Origin of the sequence: Nonomuraea salmonea (assembly GCF_042428605.1) — a bacterium.
Classification (GTDB): Bacteria; Actinomycetota; Actinomycetes; order Streptosporangiales; family Streptosporangiaceae; genus Nonomuraea; species Nonomuraea salmonea.
In genome coordinates this window covers 1-18,857 of record NZ_JBHMCF010000011.1, presented here as the reverse complement: position 1 = coordinate 18,857, position 18,857 = coordinate 1, and the positions used below count along the sequence as shown (strand labels likewise).

The 18,857-nt window shown below is 72.4% G+C and carries 20 protein-coding genes and 1 pseudogene; 10 read left to right on the top strand and 11 right to left on the bottom strand.

From position 1 onward, the window contains the following. Positions 1-149 precede the first annotated feature (149 nt). The 5 genes from ACFFR3_RS10600 (at position 150) to ACFFR3_RS10580 (ending at position 5,140) form a co-directional block, all read left to right on the top strand. Positions 150-1,742, top strand: coding sequence for a DUF5994 family protein (locus ACFFR3_RS10600; RefSeq protein ID WP_379483023.1), 1,593 nt, complete (start codon positions 150-152; stop codon positions 1,740-1,742). Positions 1,743-1,831: 89 nt separating this feature from the next. Beyond that, positions 1,832-2,263, top strand: a complete 432-nt coding sequence (locus ACFFR3_RS10595) for a hypothetical protein (protein WP_364376022.1) — start codon at positions 1,832-1,834, stop codon at positions 2,261-2,263. Between the two features lie 66 nt (positions 2,264-2,329). Beyond that, positions 2,330-3,280, top strand: coding sequence for a universal stress protein (locus ACFFR3_RS10590; protein ID WP_379483022.1), 951 nt, complete (start codon positions 2,330-2,332; stop codon positions 3,278-3,280). A gap of 144 nt (positions 3,281-3,424) precedes the next feature. Continuing rightward, positions 3,425-3,829 carry a hypothetical protein gene (locus ACFFR3_RS10585; RefSeq protein ID WP_345403677.1) on the top strand — a complete coding sequence of 135 codons (405 nt, stop codon included), beginning with the start codon at positions 3,425-3,427 and terminating at the stop codon, positions 3,827-3,829. A gap of 102 nt (positions 3,830-3,931) precedes the next feature. Beyond that, positions 3,932-5,140, top strand: coding sequence for an MFS transporter (locus ACFFR3_RS10580; protein ID WP_379483021.1), 1,209 nt, complete (start codon positions 3,932-3,934; stop codon positions 5,138-5,140). Between the two features lie 2 nt (positions 5,141-5,142). Here ACFFR3_RS10580 and ACFFR3_RS10575 read toward each other — a convergent pair whose 3' ends face one another. Next, entirely contained in the window at positions 5,143-5,604 is a 462-nt protein-coding gene (locus tag ACFFR3_RS10575) for a MarR family transcriptional regulator (RefSeq protein ID WP_364376033.1), read from the bottom strand. A gap of 72 nt (positions 5,605-5,676) precedes the next feature. Here ACFFR3_RS10575 and ACFFR3_RS10570 point away from each other — a divergent pair, with 72 nt between their 5' ends. After that, positions 5,677-6,063: a tautomerase family protein gene (locus ACFFR3_RS10570; RefSeq protein ID WP_345403689.1), complete on the top strand. Its 387-nt coding sequence runs from the start codon at positions 5,677-5,679 to the stop codon at positions 6,061-6,063. 8 nt (positions 6,064-6,071) lie between these two features. Here the strand turns inward: ACFFR3_RS10570 and ACFFR3_RS10565 are convergent, their stop codons facing one another. The 7 genes from ACFFR3_RS10565 to ACFFR3_RS10535 all read right to left on the bottom strand — a co-directional run bounded on the left by ACFFR3_RS10565 (position 6,072) and on the right by ACFFR3_RS10535 (position 12,423). Further along, positions 6,072-7,505, bottom strand: coding sequence for an MFS transporter (locus tag ACFFR3_RS10565; protein WP_364376039.1), 1,434 nt, complete (start codon positions 7,503-7,505; stop codon positions 6,072-6,074). A gap of 65 nt (positions 7,506-7,570) precedes the next feature. Continuing rightward, entirely contained in the window at positions 7,571-8,365 is a 795-nt protein-coding gene (locus ACFFR3_RS10560; RefSeq protein ID WP_345409772.1) for a glycerophosphodiester phosphodiesterase family protein, read from the bottom strand. Between the two features lie 39 nt (positions 8,366-8,404). After that, the gene (locus tag ACFFR3_RS10555) at positions 8,405-8,944 is read right to left on the bottom strand and encodes a TrmH family RNA methyltransferase (protein ID WP_345403695.1); all 540 of its coding nucleotides are present in this window, start codon (positions 8,942-8,944) and stop codon (positions 8,405-8,407) included. After that, on the bottom strand, positions 8,941-9,531 hold the full coding sequence (locus ACFFR3_RS10550; RefSeq protein WP_345403698.1) for a class I SAM-dependent methyltransferase: 591 nt from the start codon (positions 9,529-9,531) through the stop codon (positions 8,941-8,943). The genes ACFFR3_RS10555 and ACFFR3_RS10550 overlap by 4 nt, the downstream gene beginning before the upstream one ends. An 11-nt stretch (positions 9,532-9,542) precedes the next feature. Continuing rightward, entirely contained in the window at positions 9,543-10,490 is a 948-nt protein-coding gene (locus tag ACFFR3_RS10545; protein ID WP_364376042.1) for a VWA domain-containing protein, read from the bottom strand. Next, positions 10,487-11,425, bottom strand: a complete 939-nt coding sequence (locus ACFFR3_RS10540; RefSeq protein WP_364376045.1) for a DUF58 domain-containing protein — start codon at positions 11,423-11,425, stop codon at positions 10,487-10,489. The genes ACFFR3_RS10545 and ACFFR3_RS10540 overlap by 4 nt, the downstream gene beginning before the upstream one ends. Next, complete coding sequence (locus ACFFR3_RS10535) at positions 11,422-12,423, bottom strand: AAA family ATPase (protein ID WP_355422427.1); 1,002 nt, start codon at positions 12,421-12,423, stop codon at positions 11,422-11,424. Before ACFFR3_RS10535 ends, ACFFR3_RS10540 begins: the two co-directional genes overlap by 4 nt. Positions 12,424-12,479: 56 nt before the next feature. Here ACFFR3_RS10535 and ACFFR3_RS10530 point away from each other — a divergent pair, with 56 nt between their 5' ends. Continuing rightward, complete coding sequence (locus ACFFR3_RS10530) at positions 12,480-13,259, top strand: hypothetical protein (RefSeq protein WP_379483020.1); 780 nt, start codon at positions 12,480-12,482, stop codon at positions 13,257-13,259. 44 nt (positions 13,260-13,303) lie between these two features. After that, positions 13,304-14,167: a DUF2268 domain-containing putative Zn-dependent protease gene (locus ACFFR3_RS10525; protein WP_345403703.1), complete on the top strand. Its 864-nt coding sequence runs from the start codon at positions 13,304-13,306 to the stop codon at positions 14,165-14,167. A 2-nt stretch (positions 14,168-14,169) separates the two neighbouring features. On the opposite strand, the gene ACFFR3_RS10520 is transcribed toward ACFFR3_RS10525, so the two are convergent. Then, on the bottom strand, positions 14,170-14,820 hold the full coding sequence (locus ACFFR3_RS10520; RefSeq protein WP_379483019.1) for a response regulator transcription factor: 651 nt from the start codon (positions 14,818-14,820) through the stop codon (positions 14,170-14,172). Next, a complete protein-coding gene (locus ACFFR3_RS10515; RefSeq protein WP_364376057.1) occupies positions 14,817-16,055 on the bottom strand; it encodes a sensor histidine kinase in 1,239 nt (412 codons plus the stop codon). Before ACFFR3_RS10515 ends, ACFFR3_RS10520 begins: the two co-directional genes overlap by 4 nt. A gap of 201 nt (positions 16,056-16,256) precedes the next feature. On the opposite strand from ACFFR3_RS10515, the gene ACFFR3_RS10510 reads away from it, so the two are divergent. Then, positions 16,257-17,144, top strand: a complete 888-nt coding sequence (locus ACFFR3_RS10510) for a polysaccharide deacetylase family protein (RefSeq protein WP_345403709.1) — start codon at positions 16,257-16,259, stop codon at positions 17,142-17,144. Next, a complete protein-coding gene (locus ACFFR3_RS10505) occupies positions 17,141-18,427 on the top strand; it encodes an MFS transporter (protein ID WP_364376060.1) in 1,287 nt (428 codons plus the stop codon). The genes ACFFR3_RS10510 and ACFFR3_RS10505 overlap by 4 nt, the downstream gene beginning before the upstream one ends. Before the next feature lie 45 nt (positions 18,428-18,472). On the opposite strand, the pseudogene ACFFR3_RS10500 reads toward ACFFR3_RS10505, so the two are convergent. Next, positions 18,473-18,857: pseudogene (locus tag ACFFR3_RS10500) on the bottom strand (hypothetical protein); the annotation flags it as partial.

Genomic DNA, 18,857 nt, shown 5'->3' with positions numbered 1-18,857 from the left:
TCCAGGGCTCTTCCACGGTGTGGGGCCGTGAGTGGTGGGGGGTGGGCGGCGTAGGGTGGGGAGTCTGGGATATCTCGCATGCCGGCAGCCGCGTCGGCGTCGCCCCGGCCACAGCCGGCCTTCGACCGCCGGAGACAGGCGGCACACCGATGCCGAACCGCCGCTCACCGACCGCCTCCCTCATCTCCCTCCGACCGGCCCGGCTGTTCCTCGAACCCACCCTGACCCGCGACGGGACGCTCGACGGCGCCTGGTGGCCGCACAGCACCGACCTCCGGCGCGAGCTGCCCGCGTTCGTCCGCGCCCTTGAAGACCGGATCGGGCCCGTGCTGCGGGTCGGGCTCGACAGTCAGGCGTGGGACGAGGTGCCGGCGCATCTGGTCGTCGACGGACGGTTCGTACGGATCAGCGGCCATCCGGCCACCCCGCACACCATCCGCGTGATCCGCGGCGGCCAGGACGGCTTCCTGCTGCTGGTCATCCCACCGGACACCGCCGGCTCTGTCGCCGCGACCGCGATGCGAACCGCCGCCCGCACCGGCAACACGCTGTCGGCCCACGACATCCTCGCCACCCCTGGGACGCTTCCACCGGACGCGGAGTGGCGAATGCGCCGCTACCGCGACTCGGACAGAGCGGCCGTCGAGGCCCTCGCCCTCGCCGACGCCCTCGCTGCTCTCGCCTTTACGGACGCCGTCGCTCTTCCGGACGCCCTTGCCGCCGCCGGCGTCCTCGCTCTCTCGCCCGCCTCCGCCCCCGCCGTCGCCGACGCCTGTGAGTTGTCCGGGCTTGACGGTGCGCTCGGCGGACATGTGGCAGGGACGGCCTATGAGGAGCCTGAGATTCATGTGCTGGAGGGGCCGGGCGGGCGGGTGCTTGGGGCGGTGGCCTATGCGTTGCGGCGGGATCGTGCGGCCGGGCGGATCCTGTGGTTGCACGGAGGCGAGGTGCCGGAGGTCGTTGAGGCGCTCGTTCGACGCGCTCTCAGCGGGATGGGCGGCGTGCCCGTGCATGCCTTCACCGACGAGCCGGGCGGGCGGCCAGGGACTGCTCCGGCGGCTCTGCCTGCGGGGCGGCGGGCCGTCACGCTCGCGGTGTTCGAACGGGAGGGGTTCGTCGCCAGGGACTCGTGGCGGCAGCTGCGGCGGACGTCGCCGTGCGAGCCGGGCGCGGGGCCGTACCCGATGGTCGATGTGGTCGTCAGCGGGACGCCGCGGGGCTGGTGGCTCAAGGCCCCCGGCGATGACGCGGCGGCCGCGCTGGTCGCTCAGGAGCCGGTCGGCGGGCGCGGCGTCGTGTGGTGGCTCGGCGCCGACGCCGGGCACGCCGACCCCGATCTCGAACGGGCGCTCCTGCTGCGTGCCGACGCCCTCCTGACCGAGCACGGGGCCCGCGAGACGGTCCTGTACGCGGCCGGAGACCCCGAGCCGTCGTGGGAGCTGTTCACCGCCGCGGGCTTCACCGAGATCGACCGCCTGGCCTCCTTCACGCGCCCGGCCACCCCGGCGGGAGCGCCCGCAGACCATCCGGCCTTCGTCCGCGCCGCCGCCTCCCCGTCCGCCGATCGCCCGTCCGCTGATCGCGCGGCTTCCATGCCTCTGCCCGCCTCCGTGAGCCCGTCCGCTGGTCGCTCGTCCTCCATGCGTTCGGCTGTCCCCGCGTCCTCGGCCGCTGATCGGTCGTTCTTTGCGCGGTCGGCTGCTCCGGCAAGCGCGCCTGGTGATCGTTCGTTCCTGCCATAAGCGAAGGGGTGCCTGTCATCGCCTGTTGTTCCGTCTCCCCGTCCGCCCCCTGTCCGCCCGACCAGCCCGTACGTCCGGCGTGCCGGCATGTGAGTGAGGCGAAGCTGACCGGGGGGCGGTTGCCGGCCGCGGCCGCTGCCCAATGGGTGTGCCCGCATGAGAAGTCCGCCGCCCAGGGGTGTGTCACGTGCTACGACGACAGTTCCGCGGCCGGGCCTGCGGCGCCGGTCTGGGAGCTGGCGGTGTGGTTCACCTCCGAGCGGCCTATGCCGATCGCGGCGCTGAAGGACGTGCGGCGGCACGGTGGACGGTTCGCGCTTGATCAGCCGTCAACGCCCCTGGTTTACCTGCTCAGCGGGCAGGTACGGGCCGCCACCGCCGCGCAGGCCGTCGCGGGGCTCGTCGGGTTCCTGCTGGCCAACCGGCATGTCGTGGACGCGTTCGTGGTGACGGAGATACGGGCGGTGCACAGGACGGTCGGGGGAAGCGGGCCAATAGCGGGTCAAAGTCTCATGGTGTGAGAGTCGTCGCCGGTCGCCGGGGAAGCGCATCCCTTGAGGGCCGGACACCTCGTGGGGAGGGGCGCCGTGCGGGAACCCGGCATGGGCTTCGTCCTGGTCGGCTACGACGAGTCGCCGGGGAGCGAGCAGGCGCTGCGGTGGGCGGTGGAGGAGGCGCGGCTGCGCGGGCTTGCCGTAGTGGTGTGTCATGCCTGGAATTGGCCATATCCGCTGCGTGCGGTCAGCCGGGCGTTGCTCGCCGAGGTCGAGCGGGTCGCCGCCGGGGTCGTGGAGGACGGCGTACGGCGGGTGCGTGCGCTGGGCGGGGTGCCGGACGTCCGGCCGCTGCTGGTCAAGCGGCCCGCGTCTGCGGTGCTGCTGGAGGCCGCGGCGGAGGCGGAGCTGGTGGTACTGGGGTCGCGCGGGGTGGGCGGGTTCGAGGATCTCAGGGTGGGCTCGGCGGCCGTCCAGGTGCCCGCGCACAGCCCCACGCCCGTCATCGTCGTCCGCCCTTACGACCGTGACGACGACCATGACGACGACCATGACGACGACCATGTCGATGGCCCGCCCGGCACTCGCCCCGATGAGGACGCACGCTCCCAGGAGGGGGCCGGTGGTGGGCGGATCGTGGTGGGGGTGGACGGGTCGCCGGCCAGCCTGGCGGCGTTCGGGTTCGCGGTGCGTGAGGCGGCGCTGCGGGACGGGGTCGTGGAGGCGGTGTGCGGCTGGTGGGACCCGTGCGCGTGGCAGGGGCACGAGGAGCCGTTCGTGGACAACGCACGAATGCGGGCCGAGGCGGAGTCGGGCTTCAGGGACGTCGTACGCCGCCTGGCCGGCTGCGGGCCCGACGTGCCGGTGACGGCCACCTTCGAGGCCGAGCGGCCGCCCAGGATGGTCGTGGAGTCGGCCAAGGGCGCGACGCTGCTCGTCGTGGGCCGCAGCCACAGGCAGGCGGGCGTGCTGGTCGGGCCCGTACTCCAGGCGGCGCTGGCCGAAGTGCGCTGCCCGGTCGCCGTGACCCCGCCGCCGAGCTGAGCAGGGCCGCGCGATAACGTCCCAATGAGTGGATTTGATACCTATTTCCCCAAAAAGTGACGTGTATCACGCAACTTCACGGGTCTTACTTGCGTCCTACCTGACATCGTGTTGATCTCTTATGTGAAGGGACATTCGTTGGGCATGCTCAAGAAGACCGCAGCCGTGGCATTCGGCCTGGCGGCCGCGCTCGCCGGCACGATCGCCACCAGCGGCCCCGCCATGGCGGCGGACACGCCGATCGCGGCCTGCGGCGGTGGCAGCTACCACGTGATCGACAGCCATGCCCTCGGCTCCAGTGCCGTCGTCTACCTCCTCTACAACGGCTCCACCAACTGCGTGGTGACCTGGAAGACGGGCGCCAGGGGCAACAGCACCTGGGTTGAGGCGCGCGTTCGCCACGACCACATGTACTTCAATGTGGACGAAGGCAACTTCAAGTACTACGCGGGACCGGCCAAGGCGAAGGGCGCCGCCGGCAGCTGCATCATGTGGGGCGGCTCGTACGGCAACACGTCCTACCTCAGCGGATGGGAGCACTGCGGCTGATCGGCTAACCGAACTCCGGGCGGGGGCGCCAGGCGCGGAGTGCGCCCCCGCCCGGGCTCCATGGAGCCGCACCGCGCCGCGAGTCATGTGAACGGAAGGCCGATGCCCGCGCCCGACCTCCAGGCCCGACAGGCCCGTGCCGCCGTCGCGGCGCTGTTCCTCACGAACGGCGCCGTGTTCTTCAACGTCGTCCCGCGCTACCCGCAAATCAAGGCCGAGCTCGACGTCGGCAACGCGGTCTTCGGCGGCGCGGTGGCCGGCATGCCGATCGGGGCGTTGCTGGCCGGGCTGCTCGCCGGGGCGGCCGTGCGGCGGTTCCGCTCGTCGCGGGTGGCGGCGTTCGGGATCGTGCTCATGACGGTCGTGACGGTGGCCGTCCCGTTCGTCCCCAACTGGGTGGCCTTCTGGGGGGTGTTGTTCGTCCTGGGGGCACTCGACGCGGTCGTGGACGTCGCCCAGAACGCTCACGGGCTGCGCGTGCAGCGCATCTACCGGCGTTCCATCGTGAACTCGCTGCACGGCGTGTGGAGCGTCGGCGCCGTGCTGGGCGGTCTGATGGGCTCGGCCGCCGCCGGCCTGCACCTGCCGCTCGCGGTGCATCTGACGATCTCCGGCGCCCTGTTCAGCGCCGTCGCCCTGACCGCCTACCGCTTCCTGCTCCCCGGCTCCGACGACACCGAACGGGCCGCCGCAGCGCCCGAGGGTGGGCGGTCGCTTCCGGGGACGTCCACTCGTGAGCGGTGGCGCGCGCTGGCCGGGCCGGCCATGCGGACGGTCATCCTGCTCGGCGTGGTGGCCGCCTGTGGTGCGCTCGTCGAGGACGCCGGCGCGTCCTGGGGTGCGTTGTTCCTCAGCGGCGACCTGGGCGCGGACGCCGCCACCGCGGGCCTCGCCGTCGTCGTCTTCCAGACCGCCATGACCGCGGGGCGGCTCACCGGCGACCGCGCCGTGGACCGCTTCGGGCAGCGGACGGTCGCACGGGCCGGGGGCCTGTTGGCCGCGGCCGGGATGGGCGCCGCGCTGGCGGTGCCGACCGTGCCGGCGGCGCTGGCCGGGTTCGCGCTGGCCGGGCTGGGTGTCGCCACTCTCGTGCCGGCCGCCATGCACACCGCCGACGAGCTGCCCGGGCTGCCGCACGGCACCGGACTGACCGTCGTGAGCTGGCTGCTGCGCGGCGGCTTCCTCGTCTCACCGCTCCTCGTCGGAGCCGTCGCCGACCTGGCCGGCCTGCGCGTGGGGCTGCTCTCGGTGGTGCTGGCGGGCGTGATCACGATCGCCCTGTCCCGCACCCTGGCGAACCGCACCGCCTGAGATCACGCCTCGCGCTGGATGTCCGTGATGGCGGACTCGTACGCCAGCAGGGTGTCGACGAACAACCGGCGCTGCTCGTCCGTCAGCGGCGCCAGAGCGCGGCGCCAGGCCCGCGCGCCCGGGGACAGCCACTGCGAGATGGCCGGGCGGCTCGCCTGGCTGATGTCGATGATGCGGCGGCGCCGGTCGGCGTCGTCCTCACGCCGCTCCAGCACCCCCTTACGGCTCAGCTCGCTCACGATGAGGCTCACCGTGGTCGGCGCGACGCCCAGCGCGCCGGCGAGCTGGGAGACGGTCAGCGGGCCGTCGAGCAGCAGCATCGACAGTAGCGACAGGTGCCGTGGCGCGAGGTCGAGCGAGCGCAGCTCCTCGGGCGGCGGCGTGCGCTTGGCCCGGCCGATCAGCCGGGGCATCACGAGCATCAGCGCGCGGACGGCATCGTCCGCGGGTTCGGGTGTTGACATGCGTCGGGCCTGCCAATTAGCTTTGCTGTCAAAGGTACTTTGTTCTCAAAAACAATTGTAATGGGGGGCGTCATGCCGCACCTGACCGTTCATGCCCTCGAAAGCGATCTCGCCGGCCGCGAGAGCGAGCTGATCGCGGCACTCACCGACGCCGTCGTCGCCGTCTACGGGGAGTGGGCGCGGGAGATCGCGGAGGTCCGGCTCGTCGGCGTCCCGGCGGGTCGCTGGGGCATCGGCGGCAAGCAGGCCGAGGATCCGGCGCCGAGCGTGACGTTCGGCGTCAAGGACATCGCCTTCACCCGTCCCGACAGCGACCGGATCGTGGCCCGCCTGATCTCCGGCGTGACGGACGCGATCGCCGGCGTCGTCGGCGAGCGCGTCCGCCCGAGGGTGGCCGTTGACCTGGTGAGCATGCCCACCGGACGCAGCGGCGTCGGCGGCGTCGTGATCACGTCCTAGACACCTGGTCAGACGCCGTCCGGGACCTCGTTGCCGGCCGCGCGGATGGCCTTGGGCAGGTTGGTGAGGGCGAGCAGCACGAAGCCGATCACGAAGAAGACGATCATCGACATGATCGCGATCCGGTAGCTGTTGGTGAGCTGCAGCGCGATGGTGACCGTCAGCGCGCCGATGAACGCCGACCCCTTGTCGCTGATCTGCAGCAGGCTGAAGTACTCGGCCTCCCGACCCTTCGGGATCACCAGCGAGAACAGCGAGCGCGACAGCGCCTGCGTGCCGCCCAGCACGATCGCGATCGCGAACGCCATCAGGTAGAACTGCAGCGCCTGCCCCTCGGCCACGAACATGGCCATCGACACGATCGCCGTCCACAGCACCAGGCTCGCCAGCACCGTCCGCTTGGTGCCGTAGCTGCGCGCCAGCCGGCCCAGCAGCAGCGCCCCGAAGAACGCCACGAACTGCACCATCAGGATCGCGGTGATCTGCACGGTCTGCGGCAGCTTCAACGCCTCTGAGGCGAACGCCGCGCTGTTGCCGATGACCGTCTGCACGCCGTCGTTGTAGACCAGGTACGCCACCAGGAACAGCAGCGTCAGCGGATACTGCCGAAGGCCGGAAAGGGTCCGGCCGAGCTGGCGGAAGCTGCCGCCGACCGAACGCAGCGCGGTCGTCTCGTGCCTGGGCACCGGCCGGTTGCGCAGCCGCAGCAGCGGGATGATCGTGAACGTCGCCCACCACAGGCCCGCCGACATCATGCAGATCCGCACCGCCATGCCCTCGGTCAGGCCGAGACTCTCGTGCTGGAGGTAGAGGACCAGGTTGAGCGCCAGCAGCAGGCCGCCGCCGAGATAGCCGATGGCCCAGCCGCGCGAGGAGACCGCGTCGCGTTCCTCGGCGGTGGAGATCTGCGGCAGGAACGAGTCGTACACCACGATCGAGGAGCCGTAGGCCAGGTTGGCCGCGATGAACAGCACGCCGCCCAGCATGTAGCGGTCGCCCTCGACGAAGAACAGCCCCATCGCGGCCAGCGCGCCCGCGTAGGCGAACAGGCCGAGCATCTCGCGCTTGCGCCCGGTGTGGTCGGCCAGCGCCCCCACGATGGGCAGGAACACGATCTGCAGCAGCACCGCGACCGTGGTGATCAGGCCGAAGAACGCGGCGGGCCTGATGTCGGCGCCGAGCACGTCCACGTAGCCGAGCCCCGGGTTGGCGGCGGCCAGCTCGTCGAACGTCGACACGCACGTGCCGGAGGCGATCGACGGGAAGTCCTTGGCGCAGGCGGCGGTCTTGGCGACCGGGATCAGGTAGGGGCCGAGGAAGACCGAGATGACCGTGGTGTAGAAGGCGGAGTTGGCCCAGTCGTAGAAGTACCAGCCGCGTTGCTCGCGCCGGCGCGCTGCGGGGGAGTCGTCGAGGGCCGCGGGGGGTGCGGATGCGGGCATGGTGTCGGGTAGCTCCTCTGCGGGGGGCCGGGCGTGTCGGGGGATGTCGTGCCGGTTAGGGAACCTCAGGCGGCCAGGCCGGAGTGCCAGAGCCCGCGGCGGTCGAGCACGTCGCGCAGGCCCGTGACGTTGTCGGTCATGATGCCGTCGACGCCGAGGTCGAGCAGCTGCTCCATGCGGGCGGTGTCGTTGATCGTCCACACGTGCACCTGCATGCCGAGGGCGTGGGCCGTACGGACCAGGCGGCGGGTGGTGACCCGCAGCCCGCGGAAGCCCACCGGCACCTGCGCGCAGGGGACCCCGGCGCGCGACAGGCGGGCCAGCATGCGGCCGTAGCCCGAGGTGGTGGCGGCGGCGCGCAGCGCGGCGACGCCGCGCGGGCCGAGCGCCGAGCACACCTCCCTGCGCAGCGCCCGCCTGGCCGCCAGCAGCCGCTCGTCGTTGAACGAGGTGAGGCAGACGCGGTCGTAGGCGTTGGTGCGCCTGACCGCCTCGGCCAGCGGGCCGATGGCCGCCCACTCCTTGACGTCGATGTTGAAGCGGTGCTCGGGCCAGGTGCCGAGCAGATCCTCCAGGAGCGGGATCTCGTGCACGCCGTTGATGCGGGCCCGCTTGACCGCCCGGTAGGGCAGCTCGGAGATGCGGCCGCGCTGGTCGGTCACCCGGTCGAGGGTGTGGTCGTGGAAGGCCAGCAGCACGCCGTCGGACGTGGCGTGCGCGTCCGTCTCGAGGTAGGTGTAGCCGAGCCCGATCGCGCGCTCGAAGGCCGCGACGGAGTTCTCGGCGCCCTCCGCCGCGCCTCCGCGGTGGGCGAAGGCCAGCGGGCCCGGGTGGTCGAGGAAGGCGAATCGGCGGCTCAGCACGTGCAGAAGTATGCCCTTCCGTGGTGAACGGTTCGGTTACGAATCGGGGAGATTCTGCCACTCCTGCCGACGGGCCTCGGCGAGCGCGATGGCCGCCGCCACCGCCACGTTGAACGAGCCCACCCGGCCGACCTGCGGGATGTAGCAGGCCCCGTCGACCGCGTCGAGCAGGGCGGGGGAACAGCCGTGGTCCTCGCTGCCGACCACCAGGCACACGTCGCGGGCCAGGTCGGCGCGGTGCAGCGGCACCGACTCGGCGGTCAGCTCGATGGCCAGCACGGTGTAGCCCTCGTCCCTGGCCGCCTTGACCGCCTCGGTGGCCGGGATCGCCTCATGCCAGGTGACCAGGCGCTCGGTGCCGAGCGCGGTCTTGCCCGCCTTGGGGTTGGTGGGCGGGGTGGCGTTGCCGGCCAGCCAGATCTCCTCCACGCCGAACGCGGCGGCGCTGCGGAAGATCGAGCCGACGTTGAACGGCCCGGTGACCGACTCGATGATGAGGCCGAGCCGGTTGCCGGTGTTTCTGCGCCAGGTGCGGTTGAGCCGCTTGACGTCGGTGGGGCGCAGCTGTCTTCTCAACGGGTCACCTTCAGGATGCGGTAGGCGGCCCTGCTGGCCTCGCGTGAGGTCTGCCAGCCCTGCTCGCCGAGCCAGCGCTGCAGGGAGTCGGAGCCGAGGTGTTTCTGGACGACCAGGTAGGCCTCGCCGTCGGGCGTCAGCCGGGTCAGCCACCTGGTGAGCATGTCGTGCAGCGCCTGCTTGCCGATGCGGATCGCAGGGTTGGACCAGATGGCCCGGAACGTCACGCCGCCGGGCACGTCGTCGATGTGCGCGGTGCGGACGTTGCCGAGCTTCGCGGCCTCGGCGTTGCGCCCGGTCAGCTCGAGGCTGCGGCGGTTGACGTCGATCGCCCACACGGTGGCGCCCGGCGCCCGCGCCGCCATGGTCAGCGCGACGGGCCCGTAGCCGCAGCCCAGGTCGAGCAGGTCGCCCTCCTGAGGCGGCGGCGGGACGCTCTCCAGCAGCACCCGCGTGCCGACGTCGACCCGCTCGGGGGAGAACACGCCGCGGTCGGTCTCCAGCCGCAGATGCAGGTCGGGCAGGACGAGATCGACCGACCCCGGCCTGCTCGCGGTCTTCGGCTGCTCGGAGAAGTAGTGGGCCACGTCGGAAAACGTTACGGGATCCGCGAACCGAACAGCACCGCGGCGCCCGCCACCAGCAGCCCGGCCACGATCGCGGCCACGATGAACCACTGCGTGACCTCCTGGTTGACCAGCTTGTAGCCGAGCGAGGTGCCGATCTGCTCGTAGACCTCGCGCAGCTCGCTGCCGGACTCGGCGGTGTAGGCCCGTCCGCTGGTGCCGTCGGCGAGGGCCTGCAGCGTCTGCTTGTTGACCGGCACGTTCACCGGGCGGCCGTCGATGCTGACCGTGCCCTCCTGGGTGCCGTACGCGATCGTGGAGACCGGGACGCGGGCCTGCTGCGCCGCCTCGATGGCCTCGTTGACCGACCGGCCCGAGGTGTTGTCGCCGTCCGACAGCAGCACGATCGCGGCCGGCGGCGGGTCGGTCGCGGCCTGCTGGTCGAAGGAGCGCACCGATTCCAGCGAGTTGAAGACCGCCTCGCCGATGGCGGTGCCCGGCCGGGTGGTGAGGTTGCCGAGCGCGGTGACCACGGCCTGGTGGTCGGTGGTGGGGGAGACGATCACGTTGGCCGAGCGGGCGAAGGAGACGACGCCCACGTTGAAGCGGTCGGGCAGCTCCTGGGCGAACGCCTGCGCGGCGGCCTTGGCGGCGCTGATGCGGTCGGGCTGCACGTCGTCGGCGTCCATGGACAGCGAGATGTCCAGGGCGATCATGATGGTCGCGCGGTCGCGGGGGACGCGTACCTGGTCGGCGGGCTTGGCGGCGCCGACGACCAGCAGCGACATCATGACGAGGAACAGCGCGGGCGCGACGTGCCGGCGCCAGCCGGGACCGGCGGGGGCGACCAGGTTGAGCAGGGCCAGGTTGGTGAAGCGCACCGTGTAGCGGCGGCGGGCGAACATGGCCGCCACGTAGCCCGCCACGAGCAGCAGCACGAGCACGAACAACCACAGCCAGGCGGGGGCGAGAAAGGTCATGCGGACGGCCTCCTGTGGGCGAGGTGGCTCATGCGGCGCTGGCGCAGCACGAACTGCGCGACGTCGAACACCCAGTCGCGGTCGGTGCGCAGCACGAGGTGGGCGACACCGGCGCGGCGCAGGGCCAGGCGGGTGCTCTCGCGCTGCAGGGCCGCGGCCTCCGCGTACGCCTGCCGGATTTTCGGCGAAAGGTGCACTTCGCGTACGTTCCCGGTCTCGGGGTCGGCGAACGCGACCCGGCCCACGTCGGGCAGCTCCAGCTCGCGGGGGTCGATGACCTCGACGGCCAGCACCTGGTGGCGGGCCGCGAGGCGGCGGATCGGCCGCTCCCAGGGGCGCTCGGCGTCGGGGTCGAGGTCGGGGTGCGCGTCGAGGAAGTCGGAGACGATCAGCCGCAGGCCGCGGCGCCGCCGGGTGGCGTTGAGTATGTCGATGCCTTCGGCGAGGTCGGGCGGGTCGTCCACGATGCTGCCGCGCGGCGCGTCCATGAGGGAGTGCAGCAGGCCGTAGAGGGCGGGGCGGCCGGTGCGGGCGGGCATGCGGTGCACGTACTCGTCGTGGATCACCAGCGCCCCGAACCGGTCGCCCATGCGGCTGGACAGGAACCCGATCGCGCCGATCGCCGCCACCACCAGGTCGCGCTTGTCGCTGTCGGCGGTGCCGAAGTCCATGCTGGGCGACAGGTCGGCCAGCGCCCACGTCTCCAGCTCGCGGTCCGCGATCAGGTCGCGGACGTGGGGGATGGTCGTGCGGGCGGTGACCGCCCAGTCCATGCGGCGCACGTCGTCCTCACCGGCCACGTAAACGCGGCTGTCGCCGGCCTCGCTGCCGGTGCCCGGCAGCAGGCCCTGGTGGGCGCCGTGCAGCAGGCCGTCGAGCCGGCGGGTGACGGTCAGCTCGAGTCGCCGCAGCGCCTGTTCTGCTGTGTTGCTCAACGGTTCTGGTTCCAGACGACGAGGGGCGGGGGTACGGCGTGCAGGATCTGCTTGACCACCTGCTCGGGATCGACCCCGTCGGCCAGGGCGTCGAAGGTGAGCATCAGCCGGTGGGCCATGACGTCCACCGCGACGTCGCGTACGTCGTCGGGCAGCAGGTAGTCGCGCCCGCGCAGCAGCGCCAGCGCCCGCCCCGCCGACACCAGGCCGAGCGTCGCCCGGGGGCTGACCCCGACCTCGATCGTGTCGGTGAGGTCGGCCAGGCCGTACTCGGCCGGGTTGCGGGTGGACATGACGAGGCGCACGACGTAGTCGGCGACGAGCTGGTGCACCGAGACCTGCTCGGCGGCGTTCTGCAGGGCCAGCAGCTTGGGCGGGTCGAGCACGCGGTCGGGGACGGGCGGGGTGACGCTCATGCGGTGCAGGATCTCCAGCTCCTCGTGGGCGCTGGGATGGGGGACGCGCACCCGGAACAGGAACCGGTCGCGCTGCACCTCGGGCAGCGGGTATACGCCCTCGGACTCGATCGGGTTCTGGGTGGCCAGCACGATGAACGGCCTGGGCAGCGGATGGGTGACGCCGGCCAGCGTCACCTGACGCTCGGCCATGACCTCCAGCAGCGCGGACTGGACCTTGGCGGGGGCGCGGTTGATCTCGTCGGCCAGCAGGAAGTTCACGAAGACGGGGCCTAGCTCGACATCGAACTTCTCATTGGACGGGTGGTAGACGCGGGTGCCGACGATGTCGCTCGGCACGAGGTCGGGGGTGAACTGGATACGGGCGAACGTGCCGCCCACGACGGTGGCCAGGGTGGAGGCGGCGAGGGTCTTGGCGACCCCAGGAACTCCTTCGAGCAGGCAGTGCCCGCGCGCCAGCAGGGCCACGACGAGGCGTTCGACCATGTGGTCCTGGCCGACGATGACACGCCGGACCTCGTCGAGACTCTGACGCAGCAGTGCCGCGTCGTTTCCGCCTGGCAACTCTTCGGCGACGCTCATGACGCCCATTCCACCAAACGCGCCGCAAACTCGCACGACGCCACGTCTGTGCTTACATGGCAAACGTGGCAAGTCCCCTGCAGTACGGCGATCCTCCCCGGCTGGGGCCCTACGTGGTGCAGGCGCGCCTGCACAGCGCGCCCGCCGGATTCGTGTACCTCGGCCAGGGCCCCGACGGGCGGGCCGTGTCGCTCGCGGTGCTCACCCGCGGCGCCGCCTACGACGCCGCGGCCCGCGACCGGTTCGTCACCGCCATCAGGGACGCCGGCGGGCGGGAGCGCTCGGGGGTGCGCGGCTGGCTCAACCGTCCCGCCCGGCCGCGCGGCGGTGGCGCGGTGCTGGAGGGCGCGCCCGAGGTGCTGGCGTACGACGGGGGGCGGGCGCCGTGGGTGGCGGTGCCGTACGCGCCGGGGCGGCCGGGCGCCGAGCGGTTCCTGGAGCCGGTCATGGTGGGCGGGACGCTCATCGGGCAGGCCCATGGGCCGGACTTCGTGCCGTACTGGCTGACCGACCGCGCCCCCGCCCTGCCGGGGCCGCCGCGCCCGCGCCGGCCACTGACCGAGACGCGCAAGCGGGTGCTGATCGCCGCGCTCGCCATGGTGCTGCTGTTGCTGCTGGTGGTGACGATCCTGCTGTTGCTGCTGCTCGGGCGGCAGGACAGCGAGCCGCAGCCCCGGCAGCTCCCGCCGACGGTGTTCGTGCCGACGCCGCCGCCGACTCCCGAGACGCCGGAGCCGCGGCCGTCTCCCTCGCAGTCGCCGTCGCCCACGGAGAGCGGGCAGAGCACGCCGGGACGTTCGCCGGGCGAGGACCCCGGCGACGAGTCGCCGCTGTAATTCGGTTGATCCTCACGTAACGTGAGGGTTTAGCGTCCAGGGTCATGGAATTCATCGTTCACGACACCCTGACCCCGATGGCGTCCCTGCTGGAGCGGCCGCTCTCGCACCGGCCTGACGCGCTGCGGGAACTGCTGGAGCCGATGCGCTCGTCCATCCCGATGCCGGGCGACATCGTCGACATCCACCACCAGGGCGGCGGTTTCCGGGCCGACAGGGATGACCCGCGCTACCTGCCCGCCGTCCGACGCATGATCGAGGAGGACGTGCTCGGCCAGGTGCGGCACGAGCTGGAGCGGGCCTCGCGGGCGCTCGGCGGCGCCGAGCAGGCCGACTCGCTGGAGGTCTTCCTCGTCATGGGCGACCCCGACAACGAGCACCTGATGACGACCGCAGGGGGCTATTACGGCATGGGAGCCGGCACCGGGTACATCTACCTGCTGGCGTGGCCGGCGGACGAGGTGATCGGGCGGATCCCGCACCTGGCCGTGCACGAGTTCCACCACCACGTGCGCTACACCAACGTGGAGTGGAACCCGGCCACCGTGACCGTGGGCGAGCACGTGGTCGGCGAAGGGCTGGCCGAGGCGTTCGTCCGCGAGCAGGCGGGGCCCGAGGCGATGGGGCCGTGGTCGTCCATGGTGGCGGGGGAGGCCTTCGAGCGCGCCCTGGAGCTGATCATGGCCGACTTCGGCCTGCAGGGGATGCAGAACACGCCGGCGTACGTGCTGGGCGACGGCACGGCGCGGAGGTTCGGCCAGGAGCCGCGCGGCATCCCGGACATGGCCGGGTACGCGGTGGGCCTCCACCTGGTCGACCGCGCCCTGGCCGGCACGGGGCTCACCGCGGCCGAGGCCACCGTCGTCCCGGCGGCCGAGCTGCTGCGCCGCGGTGGCGTCCGTCCGTGACGTCAGCCGGGGGAGACGAACCCGGACTCGTACGCGGCGATCACCGCCTGGGTGCGGTCACGCGCGCCCAGCTTGGCCAGGACGTTGCCCACGTGCGTCTTGACCGTCTCCTGGCTGACGACCAGCTCGCCGGCGATCTCCTGGTTGGACAGGCCCCTGGTCATCAGCCGCAGCACGTCGCCCTCGCGCTCGGTCAGCCGGTCGATGCCGGGCACCCGGTCCGGCGACCCCGCCGGTGACCGGCGGCCGGCCAGGGCGCGGATCGCGGCCGGGAACAGCAGTGAGTCGCCGGCCGCGACCATGCGCACGGCCTGGACGAGGTCGTCCGGTCTGGTGCGCTTGAGCAGGAAGCCACTGGCCCCCGCCCGGAGCGCGTCGTAGACGTGGTCGTCGTTCTCGAACGTCGTCACCACCAGCACCTTGGGCGGATCATCCAGGGCCAGCAGCCGCTCGGTGGCCCTGATGCCGTCCACGGCGGGCATGCGGACGTCCATCAGCACCACGTCTGGCCGCTCCCGGCGCACGATGGGCAGCACCTCGGCGCCGTCGGCGGCCTCACCCACGACGGTGAGATCCGGCTCGGCGTCGAGGATGATGCGCAGGCCGGCACGGATGAGATCCTCGTCGTCGGCGATCACGACTCGCAGCGTCATGAACCCGACCGTAGCGGCAGCCGAGCCGTCACCCGCCACCCACCCGCGGCAGGCCCGGCCTCCAGCTCACCCCGCAGCAACCTGACCCGCTCCCGCATCCCCGCCAGCCCGCGCCCCCCGCTCCAGCCACCGCTCCACCCGCCGCCACCGCGTTGGGCGTTGACGACCTCCAGGTGCAGGTCGTCGCCGTGGACGGCGGCGGTCAGGCGGACGGGGCCGTGGCCGTGCTTGATGGCGTTCGTGAGCGCCTCCTGCACGATCCGGTACGCCTCCCGTGACACCACGGCAGGCACCCCGGACAGATCGCCCACCTGCCGCTGCACGGAGGCGCCCGAGGTGGCGATGAGCTCGCCGAGGTCGGCCAGCGTGGCCTGCGGCGTGGTCCGGCGTTCGTCATCCTCGGCGTCCCTGCCAGGGGAGGCGTCGTCTCTCAGGAGGCCGAGGACGTGGTCGAGGTCGTCGAGGGCGGCGCGGGCCGACTGTTCGACGGCGGCCAACGCGGTGCGTGCCGTGGCCCGGGCGTCGTCGGAGTCGCGGTCGAGGACGCGTCCTGCCGCCGCGGCCTGCAAGGTGACGACGCTGAGCGCGTGGCCGACGGAGTCGTGCAGTTCGCGGGCCAGGCGGTTGCGTTCGGCCAGGGCGCGGGCGTGCTCCTCGGCGGCGGCCAGCCGCTCCGAGGGAGTGGGGCCGAGCAGGACGGGAGCCAGCCTGGCCAGCAGCTCGCCGGCTCCGGCCGCCAGGGCGATCAGAGCGATCAGCAGCGCGACCCCGCCAAGCGCCCACAGCACCGCGTTCCAGCCCGGCGTGATCTCCATCCCGCCCAGGTCCGGGGGCGGCCCGGTGAAGAGCACCACGAGCGTGAAGGCCGTGAACGGCAGGATCGCCAGCGTGCAGCCGCTGAGCACGCCGCCGACGCCCAGGTGGAGGGTGAACCAGGCGGCCGTGCGCCGCCGCTCCTGCCAGGTTCTGCCGGTCTGCCGTGGCGGGGTGCGCACGCGTGCCCCCAGCAGGCCCTGCGCCGCGCTCACCTCCAGCCCGCGCACCGGCAGGAACAGCCCGGTGACGGCCACGACGGGCAGCATCGCGGCGAAGACGCCGATCTGCGCAGGCAGCAGCAGGTTGCCTGGCTCGCCGCTCACCAGGCCCGCGACCAGCACGCCGACCATCATGTACGGCATCAGCAGGGCTCCGCCCAGGATGAGGCACGTCCACCGGCGGAACAGGTTCCCTGTCACATCCGAGAGTGTATGTCGAGGAAAAGCCGTCTCCTTCGGCGGTTTCCCGCCGCTTCGAGGTCGCTCACGCGGCGCCTCCGGCGGGGCGGGCGCGCAGGCGGGCGGTGGCCGTCCCGGCGTTGCACCGCAAAGGAGCTGCATATCCCGATAGCCGGTAAGTTCGGACAGATTGCGAGTTCACGGACGGAGACCCCCCTCACCATGACCGACCAGCAGCCCTGGCAGTGGGACGAGCGGACCTGGCGCGGGCACGTCGACCGGGTGCGCGCCGGCCGCAGCCTGCGTCCCGCGTCGTGGCCGGGCGGCGCCCGCGTCGCCGTCGCGCTGTCGTTCGACTCCGACCACGAGACGATCCCGCTCAAGGACGGCGAGACCCGGCCGGGCCGGCTGTCCCAGGGCGAGTACGGCTCCCGCGTCGGCGCCCCGCGCATGCTGCGCCTGCTGGAGCGGTACGGGGTGCCCGCGTCGTTCTTCATGCCCGCCGTGTCGGCGCTGCTGCACCCCGGCGAGGTACGCGACTACGTGGCGGCCGGCCACGAGGTCGCCATGCACGGCTGGATCCACGAGCGCAACATGCGGCTCGCCCCGGCCGAGGAGCGCGAGCTGGCGCTGCGCGCGGCCGACACGCTGGAGCGGCTGTCCGGCACGCGCCCGGTCGGCATCCGCACGCCGTCGTGGGACTTCTCCGACCACACCCTGGCCATCACCCGCGAGCTGGGCCTGCGCTACGACTCCTCGCTGATGGCCGACGACGAGCCGTACGAGCTGCTGGCCGACGGCGAGCCGACCGGCGTGGTGGAGATCCCGGTGGAGTGGATCAGGGACGACGCGCCGTACCTGACGATGGACCGTGACGGCGCGTCGCGGCCCTACACGCCGCCGCGGCAGGCGGCGGCGATCTGGCGCGACGAGTTCGACGAGGCGTACAGGGAGGGCGGGCTGTTCCAGCTCACCCTGCACCCGCACATCATCGGCCACCGCTCCCGCATGGCGGCGCTGCGTGAGCTGCTGCAGCACATCGACGCGCACGAGGGCGTCTGGTACGCCACCCATGCCGGAATCGCCGCGTACGTCTGGGAACACGCGTGACGGTCGCGGCCTCCGCGACCCGGCTGTCCCCTGCTCAGCGCAAGGCCATCGTGGCCGGCGCCGTCGGCCACACGGTCGAATGGGTGGACTGGGCGATCTACACCACGTTCGCGTCGGTGTTCTCCGGCCACTTCTTCCCGTCGGGCGACGAGGCGGCGAGCCTGCTGCCGGCGCTGGCGGTGTTCGCCGCGGGCTTCGTCATGCGGCCCATCGGCGGGGCGATCCTCGGCCCGTACGGCGACCGGCACGGCCGCAAGAAGGGCATGACGCTGACGATCTCGCTGATGGCGGCGGCCTCGTTCGTGATCGCGATCTGCCCCGGCTACGACACGATCGGCGTCCTCGCCCCCGTCGTGCTGGTGCTGGCCCGGCTGGTGCAGGGCTTCTCGGCGGGCGGCGAGTGGGGCACGTCGTCGGCGTTCCTGGTGGAGTCGGCGGCCCCCGGGCGGCGCGCGTTCGCCGGGTCGTGGCAGCAGGTGTCGGTCGGCGGCGGCGTGCTGATCGCGTCGGGGCTCGGCACGGTGCTCACCTCCGTCCTCGACGAGGCGGCGCTGTACGGCTGGGGCTGGCGGGTGGCGTTCGCGATCGGCGGCCTGCTCGGCCTGGCCGGGTTGTGGCTGCGGGTGTCGGTGCCGGAGACGGAGGCGTTCGAGCGGGCCGTGGCGTCGGGCCGGACGCGGACGAACCCGCTCAGGGCGATGCTCCGCGAGCATCCCCGGGCCGCGCTGCGGGTGGCCGGCGTGGCGATCGCCGGCACGCTGCTCTACTACGTGTGGGTCAGTTACATGCCGACCTACGCCCACATCGACACCGGCATCCCGCTGAGCAGGGCGCTGCTCGCCAACACGATCGCGGTGCTGGTGCTGCTCGTCCTGCTGCCGTTCGGCGGGCTGCTGTCGGACCTGGTGGGGCGCAGGCCGACGATGCTCGCGTTCGCGCTCGGGTTCCTGGTGCTGGCCTGGCCGGCCTTCCGCTTCCTTGACGGCGGCTTCGGCGCGCTGCTGGCCATCGAGCTCGCCGGCGTGGTGCTGCTGGTCGGCTACTCGGCGAACTGCGCGGCGGTCATGGCCGAGCAGTTCCCCGCCGAGGTGCGCACGACGGGCATCGGGCTGCCGTACGCGCTGTCCGTGGGCGTCTTCGGCGGCACCGCCCCGTACGTCACCACCTGGCTCAGCGCCAACGGCCACCGCGACCTGGTGTGGATCTACGTGGCCGGTGCGGCGCTGATCGGCGTGATCGTCTACGCCACCATGCCCGAGACGAAGGACAAGGAGCTGACCTGACCCGGCCCCCGCGTGACCGGCCGGCCTGCGGGGGCCGGGCGCCGGTCAGCGGTCGGCGGCGAGGCTGTGGACCGGGTGCTCGCCCTCGGTCTGCAGCCGGTACTCGCGGCCGTTCTTGGCGCGGTTGTCGTCGATGACCCGCTCCGAGGGGGCCTTCTCGCCGCCCATGATCGCTTCCTGCATCTTCTCGAAGCGCTCGTGGGCCTCCTGGACGTAGCCGGTGCCCAGGGTGGTGTAGTCGATCTGGGTCGCGATCAGCTCGCGCAGGTACGCCTTGTTCGGCTCGAACGTCACCGGGGCCGGCAGCTCGGGCGCGAGGACCTGCTCGGGGTCGCGGCCGTCGTGCTTCTTGAACAGCTCGGCGGCCAGTCGCAGGTGCTCCAGCTCCATGTTGAGGTGGAGCTCCCAGATGTTCTTCACCTTGGGGTCG